This is a genomic window from Thiosulfatimonas sediminis (genome assembly GCF_011398355.1).
GTDB lineage: Bacteria > Pseudomonadota > Gammaproteobacteria > Thiomicrospirales > Thiomicrospiraceae > Thiomicrorhabdus > Thiomicrorhabdus sediminis_A.
Map to the genome: position 1 here is coordinate 1048605 of NZ_AP021889.1, position 21065 is coordinate 1069669.

Here is a 21065-nt window from a genome sequence, read left to right on the forward strand (position 1 = left end):
GCAATATAACCAGACAAAAAGTAATAGAACAGCATTGGCTCGGCCTAGAGCGGCCACTCGAAAAGGGATGATCCACCCCCTGACCGTGCCACCTTTATTTGATGTGGGTTTTGCCCGGGAGGGTTTTAGATGATTGATTTACCATTACCTAAAAAAGTGAATTTAGAATTTTTAGCTAAACGCCTTGGTTTTGATGTTGAATCAGAATTGAATTATTTCATCCAGTTATTTAATGAAGGTCAACTAGATTTATATTGCGATTATTCAGGTTGGTTAATTTCGAAGGAATCAACTGTATTTGGGGCATATGGCGATGAGGGTTATCTTGGCTGGTATGAAGCATACGAAGGTGAACCAGTTATTCCTGATATGGAGGGAGGTCAATATTCATACGCTAATAGAAAATGGTCTCTATATAAAGAATTCTATAAAGACTGGCCTAGTGATTCCTTATGCATAAATTGGGTTGAGTCTGAGGCTGTTTTGGAAAAGCAGTTAATAAATTATATGCAACTCCCTTTTGAGGCAAAAGAACTTGTAAAGATAAGATCAGTTTCACTCTTTCATTCTATGTTTAAGGTCACCCTGATTGAGCCTCATGGAATGCAGCGCACTAATGGTGATTGGATTTGGATTGATGCCTACCCCTTGGAGGCACTGCCTAGAAATGAAACGGAATATAAAACAACTGCGTTATATTTGGAACCTAGCAAAGTATTTATTGATAGAGATTGTTTAAATAAGCTTGAACCTGTAAGTAAAATTTTTGAGCATAGTGACTGTAAAGATGGCGCGGATCCCATAGCTCTTTTAAAGCCGTATTACCCATCAATAGAAAAGGCGCAAGGTGATTCAGTAGCTTACATCCTTCCGGTTTTAAAAAATCTTGTGATTGAACACAAAAGGAAGCCTTCTCCTAGCGAGGTATGGACAGCACTTTTAGGCAGTGAATTAGTCAAAAATAACGCTTCAAAAATTGAAGGTAGTGGAACGAAGGCTATCATTTTTGGCCTTGGAAACTCTCAAGCATACAAGTATAGGAATCTAAGAGACTGGTTAAAAGACAAAAGCGCCACTTCAGACACTTTGCAGCCAGTTAAAAACAGTTTCTAGCAGTTTTAAGCAGTTATCTGATTTACTGAAAACAATCAATTTCAATAGCACCCAAGCCAAGCGCAAAGCATGGCGAATCATTCCGATTCATTTAGGAGGTGCTATTTATGCAAACCACACCCATTACACAGGCTAGACTGAGTAAACCAATGAGAAATACAAGGCTAAAATTTCGCGCGTGTTTTTATTTTGGAAAAAATAAAAGGCGGTTTTTATATAGCTAAGGGCGGGCAAATTCAGAAGTATTGAGATTGTTGTTTGTTGCACAAAAACTAACTGACTTGGCACGGATATTAAACAGGTCAGTGACGCCGGCAATACTTGAAATCTGTAACGCTAATGCCAGCAGCCTGAGCAGAATTACGGGAAATAAATAAAATGAGAGTAAATCATGGGGGGTGACTTTGGTTTTTTTGTACACCAGATGGTACACGGAGTTAAGCTTTTTAGTTTCAGGCCTTTAAAGATGGGGGTGTTTAAATCCCTAGTCCCGATTAACCCGCTTTCATGGCGGGTTTTTTTATGCCTGTCATTTTTACCGTTCTCGGTTGTTTGATATGAAACCATGGTGGTGCTTTTCTGCGTTCGCTTAATGTTTTCACCTTGCTGTCGCTTGCTGATGGAAATGGGCGAAATTTTCCGTACTTGTCTTATTGTTTGCAAATTTGGGCGATGAATTTGCGCTAAAGTGGCGTTTAGTGTGTGCGTTGTGCAAAGGATTTTACGGTGGGTATTCGGCTTAAATTTGTTCTATTTTTGGTGACGTTTGGGTTTGTGATTTTAGGCACCTTGGTGTGGAGCAATCAGCTGGTGTTGCATAAAACGATGTTGCATTATGTTGACCAGCGGGATCAGCAGCGTTTGGAACGCTTGAAAAACAATATTGAAATTTACCTGCAGTATGAACCGATTAGCGATGTGCGTGCTTTGCCATTAAATGCGTGGCAACGCCTGACGTTTTATTCGCATCGTATGGATTTTCAGCAGATGACGACGATGGTGCCACGTTTGATTGAGCGTTTTAACTCGCGGCGTTCTTTACCGCCAGCGGATGAATTTGAAAGCCGAGTGAGTTTGCTAACTCCGGAAGGTGACTTGCTGTACGGCCCAGCGATGGTGGCATCGAATGCAAGCTTGCCAATTATGCAAAACGGGCAGTTGTTGGCAAAAATTAGTTACCATCCGCTTAATGAATTGCAGGAGCAGGCAGATATCGAATTTGCTGCATCGCAATTTAAAATGTTTACCTTGGGAGCGGTTCTGATCACCTTTTTAGCGCTGATTTTGTTGTGGCCGTTTGGTAATCATTTTTTGCGTCCAGTGCGTGAATTAAATAAAGCAATGCATCGTTTGGCAAGTGGGGATTTGAGTTGCCGTTTGGGGGTTAAACGACAAGATGAATTGGGGGCTTTACAGCGTAATTTCAACCATTTGGCTGCAACCTTAGAGGCCGCACAGGGCAGCCGTAATCAATGGGTGGCGGATATATCCCATGAATTGCGTACGCCTTTGACCGTAATCCATGGCTCGATTGAAGCGATGTGTGATGACATTCGGCCTTTGAATAAACAGAGTTTGGCGTTGGTGCAAACCGAAGTTGTGGTTTTGCAGCGTTTAATTGAAGATTTGTATCAGTTAAGTTTAAGCGATGTAGGGGCTCTTCAATATTCGATGGCGACGGTGAATTTGGCCGAAATCACACAGCAAACTGTGGAAGCAATGTATGGCCAAGCGCAGCTGAAAGGTCTGTTGCTTGAGACCGATATTGTTCCACAGGCTTGGATTTACGGTGACGCGAGTCGGCTAACGCAGTTAGTTGCAAATTTGTTAAGTAATGCGCTGAATTATACCGATGCACAGTCTAATAATGGTCGTGCGGGAAGGGTGCAAGTCAGTTTACAGGAGCAGGCGCACAATTATTGTTTGCGAATAGTGGACTCATCACCGGGGGTGTCTGTGGACGACATAAAGCGATTAACTGAACGATTTTTTCGCACTGAACCCTCTCGTAACCGTCGGACTGGTGGTGCTGGTTTAGGTTTGGCGATGGTGAGTCAAATTGCTAAGGCACATGATGCCAAGCTGCAGATACGTCAAGCTGAACTAGGCGGCTTGGATGTTCAGATTGTGTTTGCTAGGGAGCTGCAAGAGTGAACCAAGAACGAGTACTTATTGTTGAGGACGAACCGCAAATTTCACAATTGTTGATCGATTATTTGCATGCCCATGGGTATCAGACGCAATATTTTTCAAGTGGCGCAGGGCTGATAGATTGGTTACAGAAGAATACGGTCGATTGTGTGTTGTTGGATATTATGTTGCCGGATGCTGATAAATTCGGTGATGGTTTGCAGCTTTGTCGTGACATTCGCCAATTTAGCGCCGTGCCAATTATGATGTTGACCGCGCGTATTGAAGAAATTGATCGGATTCTCGGTTTGGAGTTGGGAGCCGATGACTATCTGTGCAAACCCTTTAGTCCGCGAGAAGTGGTGGCAAGGGTTAAGGCACTTATCCGGCGTAGCCGTTTTACACCAGAAGCAACCTTACAGAATGGCGTTTGGAATCTGGATGAGGCGACCTATCAGGTGCATTATCAACAAAATAAAGTGCAAGTTTCGGCGGTGGAGTTCGCCATTCTGCGCACGCTGTCGCAAGCGCCGGGATGCATTTTTTCGCGCGCGCAACTGATCGACTCGATTTATCACGACCACCGCGTGGTTTCCGATCGGACAGTTGACAGCCACATTAAGAAATTGCGCCAAAAACTCTGCGCCGTATTTGGCGAAAACGATTGGATTCAATCGGTCTATGGTGTGGGATATAAATTTGTGCTGCCCCAGTAAGCTTGCACAAAGTACCAAATTGCTTGCATAAATTTTGCACTTTTCTTTTCCATAATGAAACCCAAGCAGCAAGGGAGATGCAGAATAACTCCAAATGGCTCTAGACATAGAAGCGCTCAGCTGAACAAGCCTAGAACGTGTTTCTTGTAAGAGCTTACTGAAGTGAATACTTGCTTATTCTGTGTCTCCCAAGTGTTGCGAACTCATTATCTTATTTGGAGAGAAAAAATGAAAAAAGTAGCCAGTTTCATCGGTATTGCCGTTTTAGCATCCATTACCTCTATGGCCATCGCGAATGGCGAGTTTTGTCATAAAACTCAGGTTAACCAAAGTTCACAATCCTTTCATTCCCCCGTGTCGTATCTAGCGCCGAATTGTGTGCATAAAGGGGTTAGTGGCGAGCGTTCTCACCATTTTCACCAGAAGCATGAATGCCAAGCGCAGCAAGCGAAATATGCCGCTATTGGCAAAGGAATGAGCCCAGAAAAACGCCAAGCATTAATCCAATTAAAAATTGAAAATCGTATTGAATACATGAATCAAAAATTCGGTTTGAGCGCTGAGCAGCAACAGCAAGTGCGTGAGGTTTTGCAGAGAAATCAGCAACAGATGCGCCAATTACGTCAACAAAAGCGCGATGCTATTAATCAAATTTTGACTGACGAACAGCGCGCTAAAAAAGCGCATTTCAAACAAGCGAGATACGCGGTTGGTCATTAAGTACCTGCCAACGTCTTTGGGGGTTTTGATGTGTTGATAATTGATCCAAATGCATCGCTCACTTTTACGATTTTGAGAAACCGATGTGCGCCTTAAAAAGCCAGATTGCAGGCGCTTTAGATTGCTAAGGAAAAAAAAGATTATTTTCTAAATTCTGTGTTGACAGCTTGCAGGCTCAGCTATAGAATACGCCCCATCTTGATGACGGAGTATAGCGCAGCCTGGTAGCGCACCTGTTTTGGGTACAGGTGGTCGGGGGTTCAAATCCCTCTACTCCGACCATTTAAGTCTTAATTATTGAGACTTAAATAAAGGCAAGATAAGTATGTGGTTCACTATGCGCCCATAGCACAACTGGATAGTGCATCGCCCTTCTAAGGCGAGGGTTGTGGGTTCGAATCCTACTGGGCGCGCCATTTTCGGTGTGTCACGTAAAATTTATTATGGCGGATGTAGCTCAGTTGGTAGAGCCCAGGATTGTGATTCCTGTTGTCGCGGGTTCGATCCCCGTCATTCGCCCCAAATTCTTCATGCTTGAGTCTTTCGGGCATCTTTGAAAGTTAAGTAAAATCATCAGAATACACTTAACTTTTCTATTTCGGAGTATAGCGCAGCCTGGTAGCGCACCTGTTTTGGGTACAGGTGGTCGGGGGTTCAAATCCCTCTACTCCGACCATTTATTTTCTTCCCTCGTGTTAATTCTCTTATTTCTTGTTCTCAGTTAGTTTTTCCGGAAAAAATTCTTTTAGTATAAAAATATCCCTTAATTGCTGGCTATTTTGCGCTATGGGTTCCTTGTTTTCTTAAATATGCGCTTCTTGTCCATCAGGCTTTCGCTTGATTGTGCTTTTGGTATTGCAATGGCGATTTTACCGAATACATTCGATTAGATTAAATCGAGGTTTTGTGTAAGGATTGATGCTGGATATGAGCTTGATGTTAGGAGTGCACCGAACAACTCCTAGTGGGCGAGATTTGCAAAGATTGTCTTGGCCATGTGTTGCAATCGCGGCCTAGAATTTCTTATTTTCACTTCTTCGCAATAACTCGTGAGGGCTTATCTGGTGATTTCTTAGCTTGCGTTTTAAGGGTTAATGAATAAATGAATATCGTAACGAATTGTTTTATCCGGCCTTTAGTTTCGCAAGAGACCTGTGGTGATTTTATGAAAATGTTGCCCGGTAAGCGGCGTATTCATTTTATTGTGGGTGATGTTTCAGGGCATGGCTCACCGCTTGTCTATGCGATTGCGCGTGAAGTTGAACAGTGTTTTGAGCAGTGTTATCGGCAGCCGTTAGCGCAACAATACGCGCAGATTGCGGAATTGGGTTCAGTGGCTAAGTATGGGATGACGTTGTGTTTGGGTTTTTTCGATCTTGAGCGCCAAGCGCTATTTTATCTGGCGGTCGGTAATTTGAGGTTATGTCGATTAAACGAGCAGCAAAAAATAGATTTACCTGTTACAGAAGGGGTGGTTGGTATTTTTGTACCGAGTGAGATCCAAGAGCAGATTTTGCCTTTGCAAGCGGGGGATCGAGTTTTGGTGACTTCCGATGGTGTATCGCAACAGGCGTTGTCGCTGTTCACGGCAGAGCAGTCTGTCGAAACATTGAAAACACAATTTTTAGACGATTCAATCACTAAACAGGATGACGCGATTTGCGTCTGTTTTGATATTGTTTTTGAGTAAGGTTGTAAACCAATCATAAAAATCCGCATAGAGCGCGGATTTTTACATCTGTTTCGAATAGTAAAGCGTTAGTCGAAATTAATTTTTTGAAAAGGTAAAGTAGTTTACGTCTTCAGCTAAATCTCGCGCTTGATAGGAAATCTCGTTCGCCGATTGGGTGTTTTCTGCAACTAAACTAAGGTTTTGTTGCATGACGTTCTGAACATCACTGACCCCTTGGTAGGCTTTTTCGGTTTCAATCGCTTGCGAGTTGGCGGATTCAGAGATGCTTTCGATTTTTTCGCCGACCGAGTCAATCAGTTTACTGATTTCGTTGAGCATCTCACCAGACGCATGGGCTAATTTACTGCCTTGGTCAACACGCTGCGTAGTTTCATCAATGAGCGTGCGAATCTCTTTGGCTGCATCCGCAGATTTTTGCGCTAGGGCGCGCACTTCGCCGGCAACGACAGCAAAACCGCGACCATGTTCTCCAGCACGTGCTGCTTCAACCGCGGCGTTTAACGCCAAAAGGTTGGTTTGGAAAGCGATGCTGTCTATCAAGGTGACAATCTCGGTGATTTTATTACTGGATTCTTGGATGCTGGCCATGGCGGCAACCGTTTCGCTCATTACTTGCACCCCTTGACTGGTGCGCGATTGCACTTCTTTAGTCGTGGTGGCGGTGTTTCTGGCTTCATGAGAGCCTGAACGGATCATGGTTGTCGCTGTCTTGAGGGTTGAAAAGGCATTTTCTAATTGACTTGAGCTGAATTGAACTTGTTGATCAAGGCTTTCAGAGCCACTCGCAATAATGTTGGATTGTTGTAAAAAGTTTTGTGCACTGGTGCTCACTTTCGAAATAACATGGCTCAATTTTTGTCCCATGCTTTGCAAGCTTTTGCTGAGCATTTCGATATTATTGTCATAAAGCGACGGTGTGTCGGATTTATGCGAGCGCATTTGCGCGGACAGATCGCCGGAGGCCATGCGGTCAATGACTTCGGTGGCATCGTGAATAACTTGGTCGAGCATTTTTGTATTTGGATTATTACCGATGTCTGAGGCGTACTTGATGATGCGCACGACATTACCGTCGATGTCAAAAATTGGGTTGTAGCTTGCCTCAAGCCAAACTTCATTGCCTTGTTTGTCGATTCTACGGAAGGTTCCTGCCACGGGGGTTCCTTTGCCTAATTTTTCCCAAAAGACGCGGTATTCTGAAGATTGCACATAATCTGCACGAACAAATTTTTTGTGGTGCGCGCCGACAATTTCGTCAAGCGTATAGTGCATGGTTTTTAAAAAGTTTTGGTTGGCGTTGAGAATTTTGCCGGTCACATCAAACTCAATCACCGCCATAACTTTATTGATAGCCGTTAACTGCGCGCGGACATCTAATTCGCCCTGTACTTTCTCCGTAATGTCGGTAGCAAACTTGACGATTTTTTCAACTTTGCCTTCGGCATTAAAAATCGGATTGTAACTGGCTTCCAGCCAAATGGTTTTTCCTGATTTAGATTTTCGTTTGAAGCGATCGGAGTTGTTATTCCCTGCTTTCAACATCCGCCAAAAATTTTGGTAGTTTGCGCTGGCCGCATCAATTTCATGTAAAAACATCCGATGGTGCTTGCCAACAATTTCATTCAAACCGTAACCAACGACGTTCAAAAAATTTTCATTTGCAGTAAGAATATGGCCGTCAGTGTCAAACTCGATTACCCCCATGACTTTGTTCAAAGCGTCAACGGTACGCTCTAAGATCACTTTTTCTTGCTGTAGCGAATTCAGTTCGCTCTTTAGGTGCGAGTTAAACATGGCAACATCCTTAACGGTAATTGATCGGTTGGAAGTGTGGCAGTCAAAATTCTTGACTTGGAATGATATTACCTGAATTTTGCTATTGCTTTTTAGAAAAACAGGTAAAGTATGTCAAGAAAAAGGTAATTACTTGATTAGGATTTGCTGCACATTCAACGAGCCGAAATTCTTTAGTGTTGCGTAAAAGTACTTAAGTATATGCCCCGCTATTCATGCTCAACTGACATAAGTAAATTGACTCATATGCAAGCTGTAAAAAAACATCAACATAAAATTTTAATTGTTGAAGATGAACCGATTTTCGTGAATATCATCAGCGAATTTATTGGTTCTTGTGGTTATGATTTTGACACCGCGGCTAACGGTAAACAAGCATTAGAGATGCTTTTAGCGCAACCGGTTGAGACCTATAGTGCGATTCTTTCCGATATTGAAATGCCGACGATGTCAGGTTTAGAGCTGCTCAAAGAGGTTAAATCCTTAGCCAGTTTTGCGCATATTCCTTTTGTTTTACAGACATCGCATACCGATTCTGACATGATTAGACGTGGTATTGAAGGCGGCGCTTATTATTACCTAACTAAACCACTGCAGCCCAAAGTGGTTTGTCAGATCATTAATGCAGCGATATTGGATTTTGGCAAGCATCAGGCTTTGGTCTCAAAAATTGAAAATTATAAGAGTGGTCTCGATTTGTTACAGAGCGCTCGTTTTACACTTAAAACGCCTGAGCAGGCAAAACACTTGGCTGTGAGCTTATGTCACCTGTCTGCGCAGCCGGTAAAAACTTCTATGGGGGTTTATGAGTTAGTGCAAAACGCCATCGAACACGGCAATCTTGGAATTAGCTACCAAGAGAAGGGTGAATTAATTAAAGAGCGTACTTTTCTAGCAGAAATCCATCGCCGCTTAGAGCATGAGGATTACCAGAATCGGTATGTAACTATTGATTATCAGATTGATGAAACGCAAAAATGGTTAACCATTAGTGATATGGGAGCAGGGTTTGACTTTGAGCAATACCTAGAGTTTATTCCTGAGCGACTGCTTGATGAACATGGTCGCGGCATTATGATGGCTCGAGTGAATGGTTTTCAAAGTATTGAATATTCAAATCAAGGGCGTACAGTGCGCTGTTTGCTCTATTAGAATGAGTCAGAATAATTTCCATTTTGGTTTACCTTACGTTTCTTAGGATTTATTAACCCCTTATTTTTTATAGATTATTTGGATATTTGGAGCAGAATATGAATACGATTACCAGTCATCAGGATGGGAAAAATTTAATGATTCAAATCACAGGAACCTTTGACCTGAGCGCATTTGATAATTTTCATCAGGCTTACCCTAGTGACATGTCAAACATATCGACCATCACGGTCGATTTAGCACGTGTGGTTGAGGTTGATAGTAGTGCCATTGGGATGTTGTTGTCTTTATGGAAAGTCGCCGGTCAAGAAAAAGGAAAGGTAATAATTATTAATGCGAATGCCTCGGTTAAAGAATTGTTGCAGATTGGCCTAGTAACGCAATACATTGACATAAAATAGTAAACCGTAGAAGATACGTATAACTTTTAAGATAATCAGATTTTATCAGTAATAAGTGAGAAAAGTATCATGTAACGGCAGAGTCTGTACTTTTCTATGCGTATCTTTTATTTTCGCTAATCGTGCAAAGGCGTTATTTTGAATAAGTTTTTCCTCTTCATTTTTTTTATTATCAACGCATTGTATCTCCCTGTGAGTTCTGCTGAAAATGAACTGCAATTTACGCCAGAAGAGCAAGCTTATTTAGCTAACACGCCGCAGATTAATGTCGGTTTTACATCGGTTTTCGAGCCTTTGCTGATCCGTCAAAAGAATGGCAGTTTAGATGGCGCTTTACCTGAAATCTACAACCTCATCGCAGAAATTATGCCGGTTGAGTTTGTTTTTCAGGATGGTGACTGGCTTGAATTGCTGGCTGATGTTCAAAATTCACAACTTGATGCGATAGCGGTCATGAATCAAAAAACTGCGCAACAACGCGGCTTGCTAACCGTTGAATTGCCATTTGAGTTCCCGCCGACGGTTTTTGCGCTTAAGAATCGTAATTTTCAGGTACAAAATTCGGGCGATCTTAAAGTTTTGAAAATCAGTTATGCCGCGAATATTCTCTATCTTGCGGATTACTTAGAAAAGCAGTTTATCGGTAGTCAGTTAATTCCGGTGGCCAATTCGCGCGACGCGATTGATAAAGTGATGGATCAGTCTGCCGATGTGGCTATCTTGCACAGCTACGATACTTATTTACTAAAAAAAACCAACAATACTCAAATCGAACCCATTGCTATTTTGAGTGATGTTATCAACGTTAACGTCATCGGTGTTGACCCAGATAATCCGCTGTTACAAAGTATTTTGCAAAAAGCGGTTAATCATTTAAGTCGTTATCAGCTTTTAGATGTTATCGAACACTGGTCTTACATCAGTACACCAGATATTGCTTCCAAATCAATTCAGCAAATCCCCATTGTCAGCACTTATGTTTGGATTTTTGTGGGTACAGCTACGTTATTGTTGTTACTCGCTCTGTATATCCTGATTAAAAAACAGCGCCTGGCTTTTATGCAAGATAGCCCGGTGTCGTCCGTTAGTTTAAAGCCCGAATATTTTATCGCCTTGATTACCGTCTCTTTGTTCACGGTGTTGATTTATACCTTGAATATGGCGATTAAAGAGAAAAAGGTGTATGCAGAAATTATCAACATCAGCGGTAAGCAGCGGATGTGGTCGCAAAATACGGTGCTATTGGCCAAAGAGTATTTTAAAACCCTCAAGGTGGCTGATTTAGTGAGATACAAGTCTGCGGTGGGCGAGATGTCGTCAGGATTCCAAAAATTAACCAATCTGCAGAATACTTACGATAGCCAGAAAATCTATTTCAATAATTTGCAAATTGGCAACCAAGTCGAAGATTTTCTTGATCTGCATAAAGCGTTTATTCAAACGAACAACCCTGATTATTTGAATGAACTTTTTGTTACTAGCCAAACATTGCTGGTGACGCTTGATGGGGTTGTCAATTACCACGAAAAGTTTGTTAATTCCGAAGTAGATAAACAACTGTATTACGCCTGGCTTGTTTTAGGGCTGTTGATTTTTACGATTTTGATTGAGTTCTTTTTTGTGTATGTTCCGTCATTGCGCGGCGCGAGAAACCTTGCGGCAAGGCTTTCAAGTGAAAAAACTCGCCTTGATGAACTCAATCAACAGCTAATGGAACAAGAAGGTTTATTGCAAATCGCTTTAGACAAAAACGGTTGGGCGTATTGGGATTTTGATCTGATTCATAATAAACGACACTTTTCTTCTTTGGGATATCAAATCCTCGGTTATGACTCATCCAAGGAAGTTCCGTTAAACGGCTGGGAGATGATGATTCATCCAGATGACAGAGCGGCTGTCATGGTTGCGTTTTCTAAATTACTGAACGCAGAAGTGGATAGTTATGAAAATACCTATCGAATCCTCAATGCCGAGAAGCGCTATATCTGGAACCGAGTCTTTGCCACTGTCCCCAAACGCGATCCAATCTCCAATGAACCGCAATTAGTGGTTGGCATTTTTGCTGACGTAACTGAAGAAATTGCATCGAAAAATGCATTATTAAACAGTGAGAAACAGTTAAAACAGGCCCATAAAATTTCGCATTTAGCCAGTTGGACGCTGAACCACGAGTCGGGTCAATTTATTTGGGCAGATGAGATTTATCCGTTACTTGGAACCGAATCTTCAAAGCTGGGCGCTTCTTTTGAGAACTTTTTGCAAATGATTCACCCAATGGATCGCACTAAGGTGCAAGAAGCATTTTCGCGTTCGATTCAGCAGCAAAAAGAACTTTTTATTGAGCATCGCTTGTTAATCGACAATAAAGCCATCAAGTATGTGGTTGAACGTGCTGTGCACACTTACGATTCAGACGGTAATCTATTGCTGACCAACGGTTCGATTCAGGACATTACCGATCAAAAAAATACGGAAATGTCGTTAATTGAGGCCAATAAAAACTTGTCGTCGCTTGCCCAAAACGTTCCTGGAATGGTGTACAGCTTCCACTTGCTCCCAGATGGTCGTAGCTTTTTACCCTATGCGTCGGAAGCCATTTATCAGATTTATGGCGTGCATCCAGAAGAAGTTGTTAATGATGCATCGCTTATTTTCGAAAGAATTCACAAGTATGACATTAATCGGGTCAGCGCAAAAATAACCGAATCTGAAACCAATTTATCTAACTGGGTAGATGAGTATCGAGTGAATCATCCCACCAAAGGCACGATTTGGGTTAAAGGTTTTGCTAAGCCGGAAAGACAACCTGATGGCAGTACCATTTGGTACGGCTATCTGTATGAAACGACGAATGAAAAATTGGCTGAGCAGGCACGAGAGCAGTTTGCGTTGCAGTTAGACATTGCGACTAAATCATCCAATCAGGGTATCTGGGTTTGGGATTTGCGCTCTAATGAGTTGCATTGGGATGAAAATATGCATCGTTTATATGGCATTAAGTCATCTGATAAAGTTGAGTATTATTCGCTTTGGAAAGATGCCTTGTTAGAGGAAGATGCGGAGCAGGCTGAAAGCTCGTTGCAGGCGGCCTTAAATAATAATAGGAATTTTGATGCCATTTTCCGGATTCGTCGACCAGATGGCGAAATCAGACACGTAAAAGCTTCAGCCGCCTTACAGTTCGATGAACAGGGCAATAAAATTGCTATGGTCGGTACCAATCTTGATATTACGCCGCTGCAATTGGCGATTGAGTCCGCGCAAAAGGCCAACCAGTCTAAGTCGGCGTTTTTAGCCAACATGAGCCATGAAATTCGTACCCCTTTAAACGGTATTATTGGGTTGACCAATTTGGTGTTGGAGAGCGAACTCGAACCGGTTCAGCGTGATTATTTAACCAAAGTACAAAAAACCTCCAACGCTTTAACCCATATTATTAACGATATATTGGATTATTCAAAAATTGAAGCCGGTAAGTTGGACATAGTGCCGACGGCTTTCCATTTAGACGATTTGTTGTCAAAAGTCTCTGACCTGTTTGCCTATCCTGTGCATCAAAAAGGGGTTTCTTTAATTTTCACTATTGCACCGAATATGCCACAAATTTTGGTTGGTGACGTGATGCGCTTAACGCAAGTGCTGAACAACTTAGTTGGCAACGCCGTCAAATTTACCAAACAGGGGCATATTCGCATTAACGCTGAGGTGGTCAAGCAACAAGCACTTGATATTACCCTTAAGTTTGACGTTGAAGACACCGGAATTGGGATGAATCAAGCTAAACAACAAAAACTGTTTCAGGCTTTTGAACAAGGCGATTCAACGACCACCAAAGAGTATGGTGGTACGGGGTTGGGGTTAATGATTTCTAAGAAACTAGTGCAGATGATGGGCGGCGATATCAGCGTGAACTCTCAAGAGAACAAAGGCTCCACCTTCAGCTTTATCACCCAATTGAAGGTTGATCAGAGTGCGCGACCAATCGATTTAAGTCGTATTCAAGGGCGCTCTGTTCTCGTGGTTGATGATAATGAGATTGATCGTGAGTTTATCAGCCGTACGCTGGATGCCGCACACGTTAAAGTGAGTACGGCAGCAAGTGCGAAAGAAGCGCTTGCAATAATGCAAAAAGATCATTTTGATTGTGTCTTGACCGACTGGAAAATGCCGGATATGGACGGCTTGGAGTTGGTGTCGCGGATTGTTCATGGTAGCCAAAAGGTTGACAAAGTGATTATGGTGACCGCCTTTGACCGCGAACATTTAATGCAAGCAGCTAAGAAAAAGAATGTGCAGTTGCAGTCCGTATTGAGTAAGCCATTTACGCCTTCTAGTCTGTTTAACGTTTTATTTGATTTGGATTCCAGCAGTGATCAATCGCGTTTTACCGCTCCACAGAAGTTTCAATTGAATCATTCAATTTCTGCATTGGTTGCAGAAGATAATGAAGTAAATCAAATTGTTAGTGAGAATTTATTAAATAAATTAGGGTGTCAAGTCGCGTTGGCTAATGATGGTTTGGAAGCGGTACAGATGGCCAAAACGGGTGATTATGATGTTATCTTTATGGATTTGCATATGCCTAAAATGGATGGTTACGAAGCAGCACGCCAAATTCGTTTGTTTAACGCCGACATCCCGATTTTTGCGTTGAGCGCGGCGGTAATGCAAGAAGATAAAACCTTAGCATATCAGTCTGGAATGAATGCGCATTTAGCAAAACCGATTGATGAGTCTGAGTTGACGCAGTTGTTAGATACTTATTTTCAGCAGGCCGATAGCACAGAAGGGGCAACCCAAAGTGAGTCGGTAGTGAAGGCGGATGAGGGGATTCCTGAACAGATTTGCAGTTTTGATATGCAGGCGCTGTATGATAAGTGGCAGTTTAACGATTTTGACAAGCTCTATTCGCTGTATGTGACTTATCTCAATAGTTTTTCTGATGTCTTGAACGAGTTAGATGCCTTCTCGAATGATAAAGCGCAGCTTTTGAGTTTGATTCACAAAATCAAAGGCGCGAGCGCTAATATGTTATTTGAGGCGGTCACCGAACTATGTACTGCGATTGAACAACAAGGGGTTACGGTAGAAAGACTCGCTTTATTAAAAGAGGCGTTATCGGTCATTTTGAATGATATTAAACGTTTTGTGGTTCCCTTAGTGTCTGGACAGAAGCGCCAAGGCGATAAAACGCCAGCGCAACTTGAGGCGCTATTGCTCGCTTTAATTGATGATTTGGAAATGCAACGTTTTATTACTTATGATCGTTTGCAAGAAGTGTTGGATGAGGTTTTAGAACGGACAACTGAAGCGCATATCCAAGCACTGTTTGAATTTTATGAGCAACAAGATGATGACGCCTTGCTTGAGGGACTCAAGCGTTTACTGGTAGAGGTTGCAGGTGAATAATAAAGTTATTTTAGCGGTTGATGATGAGCGCAGTAATATCGAAGTATTAGCCAATATTTTGGGTGATACTTACGATTTACGCGTTGCCAGCCGTGGTGATAAGGCCTTAGAAAGCATTAAGAAATTCCAAGTAGATTTGATTTTATTGGATATTCAAATGCCTGGGATGGATGGTTTTGAAGTCGCGGAAATTATTTTGCAAGACCCGCTTTATAAAGATATCCCGATTATTTTCTTGACCTCTTCACGCGATGAAGGTTCGATTGTGCGCGGTTTTAAAATGGGGGCGGTGGATTACATCACCAAACCGTTTAACCGAGAAGAGCTGCGCGTTCGGGTCGAAAATCACCTGCAGTTAAGTGAATTAAAGCTGTTTTTTCAATCCTTACTCGATTCGCTCTCGTCGATTGTCGTCTTAACTAATGGTCAAGATGTTTTTTATGGCAATCAGTCTTTATTGAATTTTTTCCAATTTGATTCTCTCGCCGAGTTTAAAAGCAAATACAGCCGCTTGGATAAGTTGTTTCTCAAAGACGAAAACCAGTTTTTTTGTGACCCTAATAACCCCGAATCTTGGATTGCGCAATTATTACGCTTAGAAAGTCATCAACGTACTGTCGCGATGAGTTCTAAGCACAATCAAGCCAAACACATTTTTCGAGTAAATTTAAAGCAGATGCCGCTCAGCCACCTGTATCTTGCTGAGTTTATTGACATTAGTCATGACTTTCATGCGCAGAGAATTTTGCTCGATAAAACTTTGCACGACCCTTTAACAGGGGCTTTTAATCGCGAGTTTTTTGATAAAAACATCGATTCAATTTTGGCGCATAATCAGACGAATAAGTTGCAAAGCGCAGTGGGTTTTATGGACATTGATTTGTTTAAAAACGTCAACGATAAGTATGGTCACGATGTCGGTGATGCCACATTGAAAAAGATTGTGATGACGATTAAAAAAGAGATGCGTAATTCGGATGTTCTGTTGCGTTGGGGGGGAGAGGAGTTTTTATTGATCATCTCTTTGGCCTCCGAGGCCGATTTAGCTCGGATTTTAGAAAAGTTTAGAAGCTTAATTGATCTACAAATTTTTGCGGATGTGGGACATGTTACCTGCAGTTTTGGCGCCTCTATCCATTGTCCCAATGAATCGATTCATGACACCATTAAACGCAGTGACCAAGCGTTATATCAATCCAAACACCGTGGCAGAAATTGCGTTACGATCGTCTAATGACACCCGAGTAGCGCAGTAAATGAATGGTCTATGAAACGCCTTTTTAAACGTATTGAGCACACATTTGAACAAACCCTGAATGCCGGTGTTGAGGCATTGAACTCGGTTTTTTCCCGAGATGTTCATCATGTGATTATTACTGGTTTAAGTCGCAGCGGTAAATCCATGTTTTTTACCAGTCTGATGACGCTTTTAAGTCAGCGTGCGCAGTCCGATTTTGATAATTTACCATTGTTGGATACGTTGCCTAAAAGCTTGTTTGACTCGGTGGCGTTGCGGCCGATTGCCGGCGAGGAGCTGTTTCCGTTAGAGCGCAATCTCGCTCAGTTACAGCAGCGTAAATGGCCGGATTCCACCGAAAAAATCTATGGTTTCGAATTGGTCATTACTCGCAAACCAGACTCTATTTTGGATAAGTTGTTTAATCGGCATACAGAAGTGGTGTTGCGTTTTTATGATTATCCAGGGGAGTGGTTGACCGATTTGCCGATGTTGCACAAAGATTTTGTCAGCTGGTCGGATTCGGCGTGGGCGCAACAGTTAAATCCACCGCAGAAATATTTTGCAACTTCGTGGCATGATTTTGTCGCCGCATTTGACTTTGAGCAGCCGCCGAATGAGATGAATCGACAGGTTTACTTACAGCAATACCGCGAATTTTTAACCGATGCCAAAGCGCAAGGAATTACTTTATTGCAGCCAGGAAGTATGTTGATTCCCAGCGGCTTTGATTGGCAAAAATCGGGTTTTGCTCCCTTGCCGAGTCGTATCGCTTCGGACCCGCATCATCCATGGAGTCGCCTGTTCAAAGTGCATTTTAACCAGTTCCAGCAGCATTGGTTAAAGCCGTTACAAGAGGCGTATTTTTGCAAGGCGGATAAGCAGATTGTCATGTTGGATTTACATGAAGGATTGAGCCATAGCCGTGACCATCTTAAGCAACTTAAAGAGACCTTGAGCAATTTATCGAATAGCTTTGCTTATGGCGCCAGCAAATGGTACAAACCTAAGGTGTTATTTCGTGAAGAAATTAGCAAAGTCGCGTTTGTCGCCACCAAAGCCGATTTATTGCCGCTGTCACAGCATGCCAATTTTATGCAATTACTCCAAGATATTACTGCCGGTGTGCGTGGTCATTTAGCCGAGCAGCAAGTGGAGTTCCAGCATTTTCTTATTTCAGCGATTCAGAGCACCGATTCCGGTTCCTGTGCAGATTGTTTACGCTTTACCAACCTGGACGGTGATTATGAGGAATGGGAGTTCGCCCCTTTGCCAAGCAGTCTTAAGGCTTTTGAGGCGAATCAGACTTATCCGCGTATGGAAACAAAAGTGCCCAGTGATGTCTTAGCGCGGATTAATCACGCCCAAGGGATTGATCGTCTTATCGATTATTTGATTCATTAAGGCAGGATTCAATGCAGCAACCAAATTATCAAGAGCGAGTTAAGAAACGTAAACTGCAGCAGTCGCAACCGCAAATTGCGGTGCCGAGCGAGGCGTTTACGGAAGTTAATGCCCCCTTAGTCGAAGAGCGCGCTGCGAGCGGTTGGTTATTGTTAACATTGATGATGGCGCTGCTGACCTTTATCAGTTTTTCTTTGGTGCAGAGTTATCTCTATATCCTGTCTTTATGGCTAGAGCATCCTTTTTTTGCTGGATTTTTAGCGATTTTGTTGCTGCTATTGGTCGTGGCGCTTGTGGGTTTAATTTCGCGTGAATGGCGAGGGTTACGTTCTATTGATTCTCTGACGGCCACGCGTTTATCGGTTGAAGCATTGAGCACTAAAGGCGATAAACAAAGTACCTTAAACGTATTGCAGCAGCGTAAGCGTCAGCAATCTGCGAGCGCTTTTGCGCGCACTTGTTATCACGCATTTGAGCAAAGCTTGCGCGCACATCATAGCAATCAAGAGGTGCTTAAAATTTATCATGACCAGGTTTCCGCAAGGATGCTAGAGCAGGCTAAAATTGCATTAAAAAGTGAATCGATAACTGCCGGAGGCATTAGTTTATTGAGTCCAAATTCGTTGCTACAAACGTTGGGATTATTATGGGTTAGTTTAAGAACTCTGCGTAAAATCGCATTAGTTTATGGTGTCCGCCCCGGTTTGCTGGGTAATTTTAAATTGCTGCGCATCGCTTTGGAAAACTTGGCAGCCAGTTCGTTAGTGGATTTACTCACGGATGAATTTGCGAATCAATTGGGGGGCTCGCTTGCCGATAAGGTGCTCGCTAATTCGGTGGATGCGATTACTGCTGCCAGTCTAAATCAGCGTCTAGGCAAAGCTTTAATCGCTGAACTTAGCAAATCACACGCCTAAGTAATTCATTTTTAAATTGCTGTCTTTGGTAACACCCTTATTCAAGTCATTATCTCTTGGTCAAAATCCGATAGGTGTTTTCGTAAATAATGATTGACTTATATTGCATTTAGTCATTAAATTAGCGCTCATTATCGATATGTATAAAAAGATATTTCGATTTTGGTCGCTATCAGCAGTCGTTCCTTGCTCAAGCCTAAATGGATTTATTCTGTGTCTTAGGTTACATAGCCACTCGCGTTTGCGAGTTATTTTTTACTTATCGTTATTTACTTGAATACATAATGTTGATTGAGTAGTGATTTAAAGAGGTTTTTTATGCTCCTTCCGCCATTTACTAAAAAACGGGTTGTGATTGATTTACACAAGTTAATTTGGCTCAGTGCCTTTTGCGTCGCCGCAGTGAATGCGCATGCAGCCGAGGATTCCCCAGTCTTTACCTTGGGTAAAATTCAGGTTCAAGCCGTTGCGCAAACTTTGGACGCCGACTCGATTGATGTTGGGCAAAGTGCCGAGCAGGGCGCATCGAATGTCGGTGAAGTGATTGCAGAAGTCCCCGGCGTGATTGTGCAGGTCGGCGGACGCCGTGCCGAAACGCGGGCGAATATCCGTGGATTTGATTCGCGCCAAGTGATGCTCTTTTTGGATGGTATTCCGATTCATGTCCCTTATGACGGCAATATTGATTTAAGTCGTTTTCAATTGGCCGATTTAACTCAGGTTGAGGTAACCAAAGGTTTGGGGTCATTGTTGGAAGGCCCGAATGCTTTAGGCGGCGCGATTAACTTAGTTACCCGTAAACCGACTAAGCCCTTGGAAGGCACTTTGGATGTTGCGCTCGAAGGCGGTGACAAGGGGCTGTTTAAGCATTCGCAAAACGTACAGGTCGGGGCGATTCTTAACCAACATTTTTATCTGCAAGCCGGAATCAGCGCCTTTGATGCAGATAATTTTCCGCTGTCCAGCGATTATCAACCGCAGGTAAATAATGGCACGGTCTATCAACCGGAAGGCGAGCGTTTGCGTTCCGGTTCGCAAAACCTAAGTGCCAATCTAAAACTTGGCTATACGCCAAATTCGACAGACGAATATTCGTTAAGTTTTTATCGTACCGAAGGCTCCAAAGAGTCTAGCCCTTATGCCGGCACGGCGGATATGGTGCGCTATTGGGATTGGCCGCAGTGGGATAAACAGAGTCTGTACTATGTCGGTTACACGCAATTCGGTTCCGGTGAGCAGGCCGCTTATCTGAAATCCCGTCTTTTTTACGACCAGTTTGATAACGCTTTGAACTCTTATGACGATGAAACTTATGCCACGGTAACCAAGGGTTACGCTTTTCGTTCGCAATATAACGATCAGAGCATCGGCGGTTCTTTAGAGGGCGGATTACCACTGGCCAACCATCTGTTGAAGGCGGCGCTGTTTGGTAAACAGGACGAGCATAAAGAGCGCGACAATGATAAAGATAATGCCGATTTGGATAATCGTTGGAAAACATTCCAAGCGCAAACCTATGCCTTGGCGCTGGAAGATCAGATTCAGCTCAGTGAGACGAGCCGACTGACCTTCGGTTATCGCTACGATCACTATGAGTTTACCAAAACCGATGACGGCGATTCGGATACCGATCCAAAAGGCGCGCAGCATAAAGATAACTGGCAAGCCAAGTTGCATCATCAAATCGGCGCGCACGAACTGTTGGCCGGTCTGTCTTTGAAATCGCGTTTTCCGGGGATGAAAGATCAGGTGTCTTATCGTCTCGGGCAGGCGATTCCTAACTTAGATTTGCAAGCCGAGCAGGCGCTGCATTATGAAGTAGGAATGGCGGGGACGATTGCTAATACCCGTTATCAAGCGAATCTTTTCTACGCCGATATTCGCGATGCGATTGAGACCGTCGAGGTCGCGGACACGAATGACGTTTGCGACGGCGAGACTTGTGATCAGAATCAGAATGTCGGTTCGGCAACCTCGAAAGGGTTTGAATTGCAAACGCGAACGGCGCTGACCGATTCACTGGATTTGTCACTGAGCTACAGCTATTTGCTTCGAGACCTAGCCGATCCAAGTATTGTCGCGACTTATTCACCGAAAAATACGCTCAACTTGAAATTGAATTGGTATCCCAATTCGACATGGCATTTTGGTCTGGACGGACACTATCAGTCGCAGAGCGAAACGCGTTTTGACGGCACGCGTCCGACCGATGGTTTTAGCCTGTGGAATCTGCGCGCACACTATCAAATAAACAAGGCGTGGAAAAGCAATCTTGTCTTGAAAAATGTGTTTGATCAAAACTATGAAATTGCCGAGGGTGATCCGATGCCGGGGCGCACGCTTTACGCCAATCTTCAGTATCGTTTTTAGGAGATAGCG

At 43.0% G+C, this 21065-nt stretch carries 13 protein-coding genes and 4 tRNA genes; 16 read left to right on the plus strand and 1 reads right to left on the minus strand.

Going from position 1 to position 21065, the window contains the following annotated elements; all coding sequences use genetic code 11:
• The first annotated feature begins 129 nt into the window (after positions 1–129).
• The 9 genes from HRR27_RS04825 (at position 130) to HRR27_RS04865 (ending at position 6369) form a co-directional block, all read left to right on the plus strand.
• Complete coding sequence (locus HRR27_RS04825) at positions 130–1113, plus strand: hypothetical protein (RefSeq protein WP_173271424.1); 984 nt, start codon at positions 130–132, stop codon at positions 1111–1113.
• A gap of 726 nt (positions 1114–1839) precedes the next feature.
• Positions 1840–3267, plus strand: coding sequence for an ATP-binding protein (locus HRR27_RS04830; RefSeq protein WP_173271426.1), 1428 nt, complete (start codon positions 1840–1842; stop codon positions 3265–3267).
• Positions 3264–3959 (plus strand): response regulator, encoded by a 696-nt coding sequence (locus HRR27_RS04835; RefSeq protein WP_173271428.1) that lies wholly within the window; start codon positions 3264–3266, stop codon positions 3957–3959. Before HRR27_RS04830 ends, HRR27_RS04835 begins: the two co-directional genes overlap by 4 nt.
• A 228-nt stretch (positions 3960–4187) precedes the next feature.
• A complete protein-coding gene (locus tag HRR27_RS04840) occupies positions 4188–4679 on the plus strand; it encodes a hypothetical protein (protein WP_173271430.1) in 492 nt (163 codons plus the stop codon).
• Positions 4680–4884: 205 nt separating this feature from the next.
• Positions 4885–4961, plus strand: a tRNA-Pro gene (locus tag HRR27_RS04845).
• A 57-nt stretch (positions 4962–5018) separates the two neighbouring features.
• Positions 5019–5095, plus strand: a tRNA-Arg gene (locus HRR27_RS04850).
• A gap of 30 nt (positions 5096–5125) precedes the next feature.
• Positions 5126–5201: transfer RNA gene (locus HRR27_RS04855), tRNA-His, on the plus strand.
• 77 nt (positions 5202–5278) lie between these two features.
• Positions 5279–5355 (plus strand) — tRNA-Pro (locus HRR27_RS04860).
• A 426-nt stretch (positions 5356–5781) separates the two neighbouring features.
• A complete protein-coding gene (locus HRR27_RS04865) occupies positions 5782–6369 on the plus strand; it encodes a SpoIIE family protein phosphatase (RefSeq protein WP_173271432.1) in 588 nt (195 codons plus the stop codon).
• Between the two features lie 78 nt (positions 6370–6447).
• Here the strand turns inward: HRR27_RS04865 and HRR27_RS04870 are convergent, their stop codons facing one another.
• Positions 6448–8166: a methyl-accepting chemotaxis protein gene (locus HRR27_RS04870; RefSeq protein ID WP_173271434.1), complete on the minus strand. Its 1719-nt coding sequence runs from the start codon at positions 8164–8166 to the stop codon at positions 6448–6450.
• Between the two features lie 246 nt (positions 8167–8412).
• Between HRR27_RS04870 and HRR27_RS04875 the strand changes: the two genes are divergently transcribed.
• From HRR27_RS04875 to HRR27_RS04905, 7 genes are all read left to right on the plus strand, one after another.
• The gene (locus tag HRR27_RS04875; protein WP_173271436.1) at positions 8413–9318 is read left to right on the plus strand and encodes a response regulator; all 906 of its coding nucleotides are present in this window, start codon (positions 8413–8415) and stop codon (positions 9316–9318) included.
• 98 nt (positions 9319–9416) lie between these two features.
• The gene (locus HRR27_RS04880) at positions 9417–9719 is read left to right on the plus strand and encodes an STAS domain-containing protein (RefSeq protein ID WP_173271438.1); all 303 of its coding nucleotides are present in this window, start codon (positions 9417–9419) and stop codon (positions 9717–9719) included.
• Positions 9720–9911: 192 nt separating this feature from the next.
• Entirely contained in the window at positions 9912–15128 is a 5217-nt protein-coding gene (locus tag HRR27_RS04885; protein ID WP_173271440.1) for a PAS domain-containing protein, read from the plus strand.
• On the plus strand, positions 15121–16362 hold the full coding sequence (locus tag HRR27_RS04890) for a diguanylate cyclase (RefSeq protein WP_173271442.1): 1242 nt from the start codon (positions 15121–15123) through the stop codon (positions 16360–16362). The genes HRR27_RS04885 and HRR27_RS04890 overlap by 8 nt, the downstream gene beginning before the upstream one ends.
• 33 nt (positions 16363–16395) lie before the next feature.
• Entirely contained in the window at positions 16396–17769 is a 1374-nt protein-coding gene (locus HRR27_RS04895) for a YcjX family protein (RefSeq protein WP_173271444.1), read from the plus strand.
• A gap of 11 nt (positions 17770–17780) precedes the next feature.
• A complete protein-coding gene (locus HRR27_RS04900; RefSeq protein ID WP_173271446.1) occupies positions 17781–18686 on the plus strand; it encodes a DUF697 domain-containing protein in 906 nt (301 codons plus the stop codon).
• 318 nt (positions 18687–19004) lie between these two features.
• Positions 19005–21056, plus strand: coding sequence for a TonB-dependent receptor plug domain-containing protein (locus HRR27_RS04905; RefSeq protein ID WP_173271448.1), 2052 nt, complete (start codon positions 19005–19007; stop codon positions 21054–21056).
• The last annotated feature ends 9 nt before the right edge of the window (positions 21057–21065 follow it).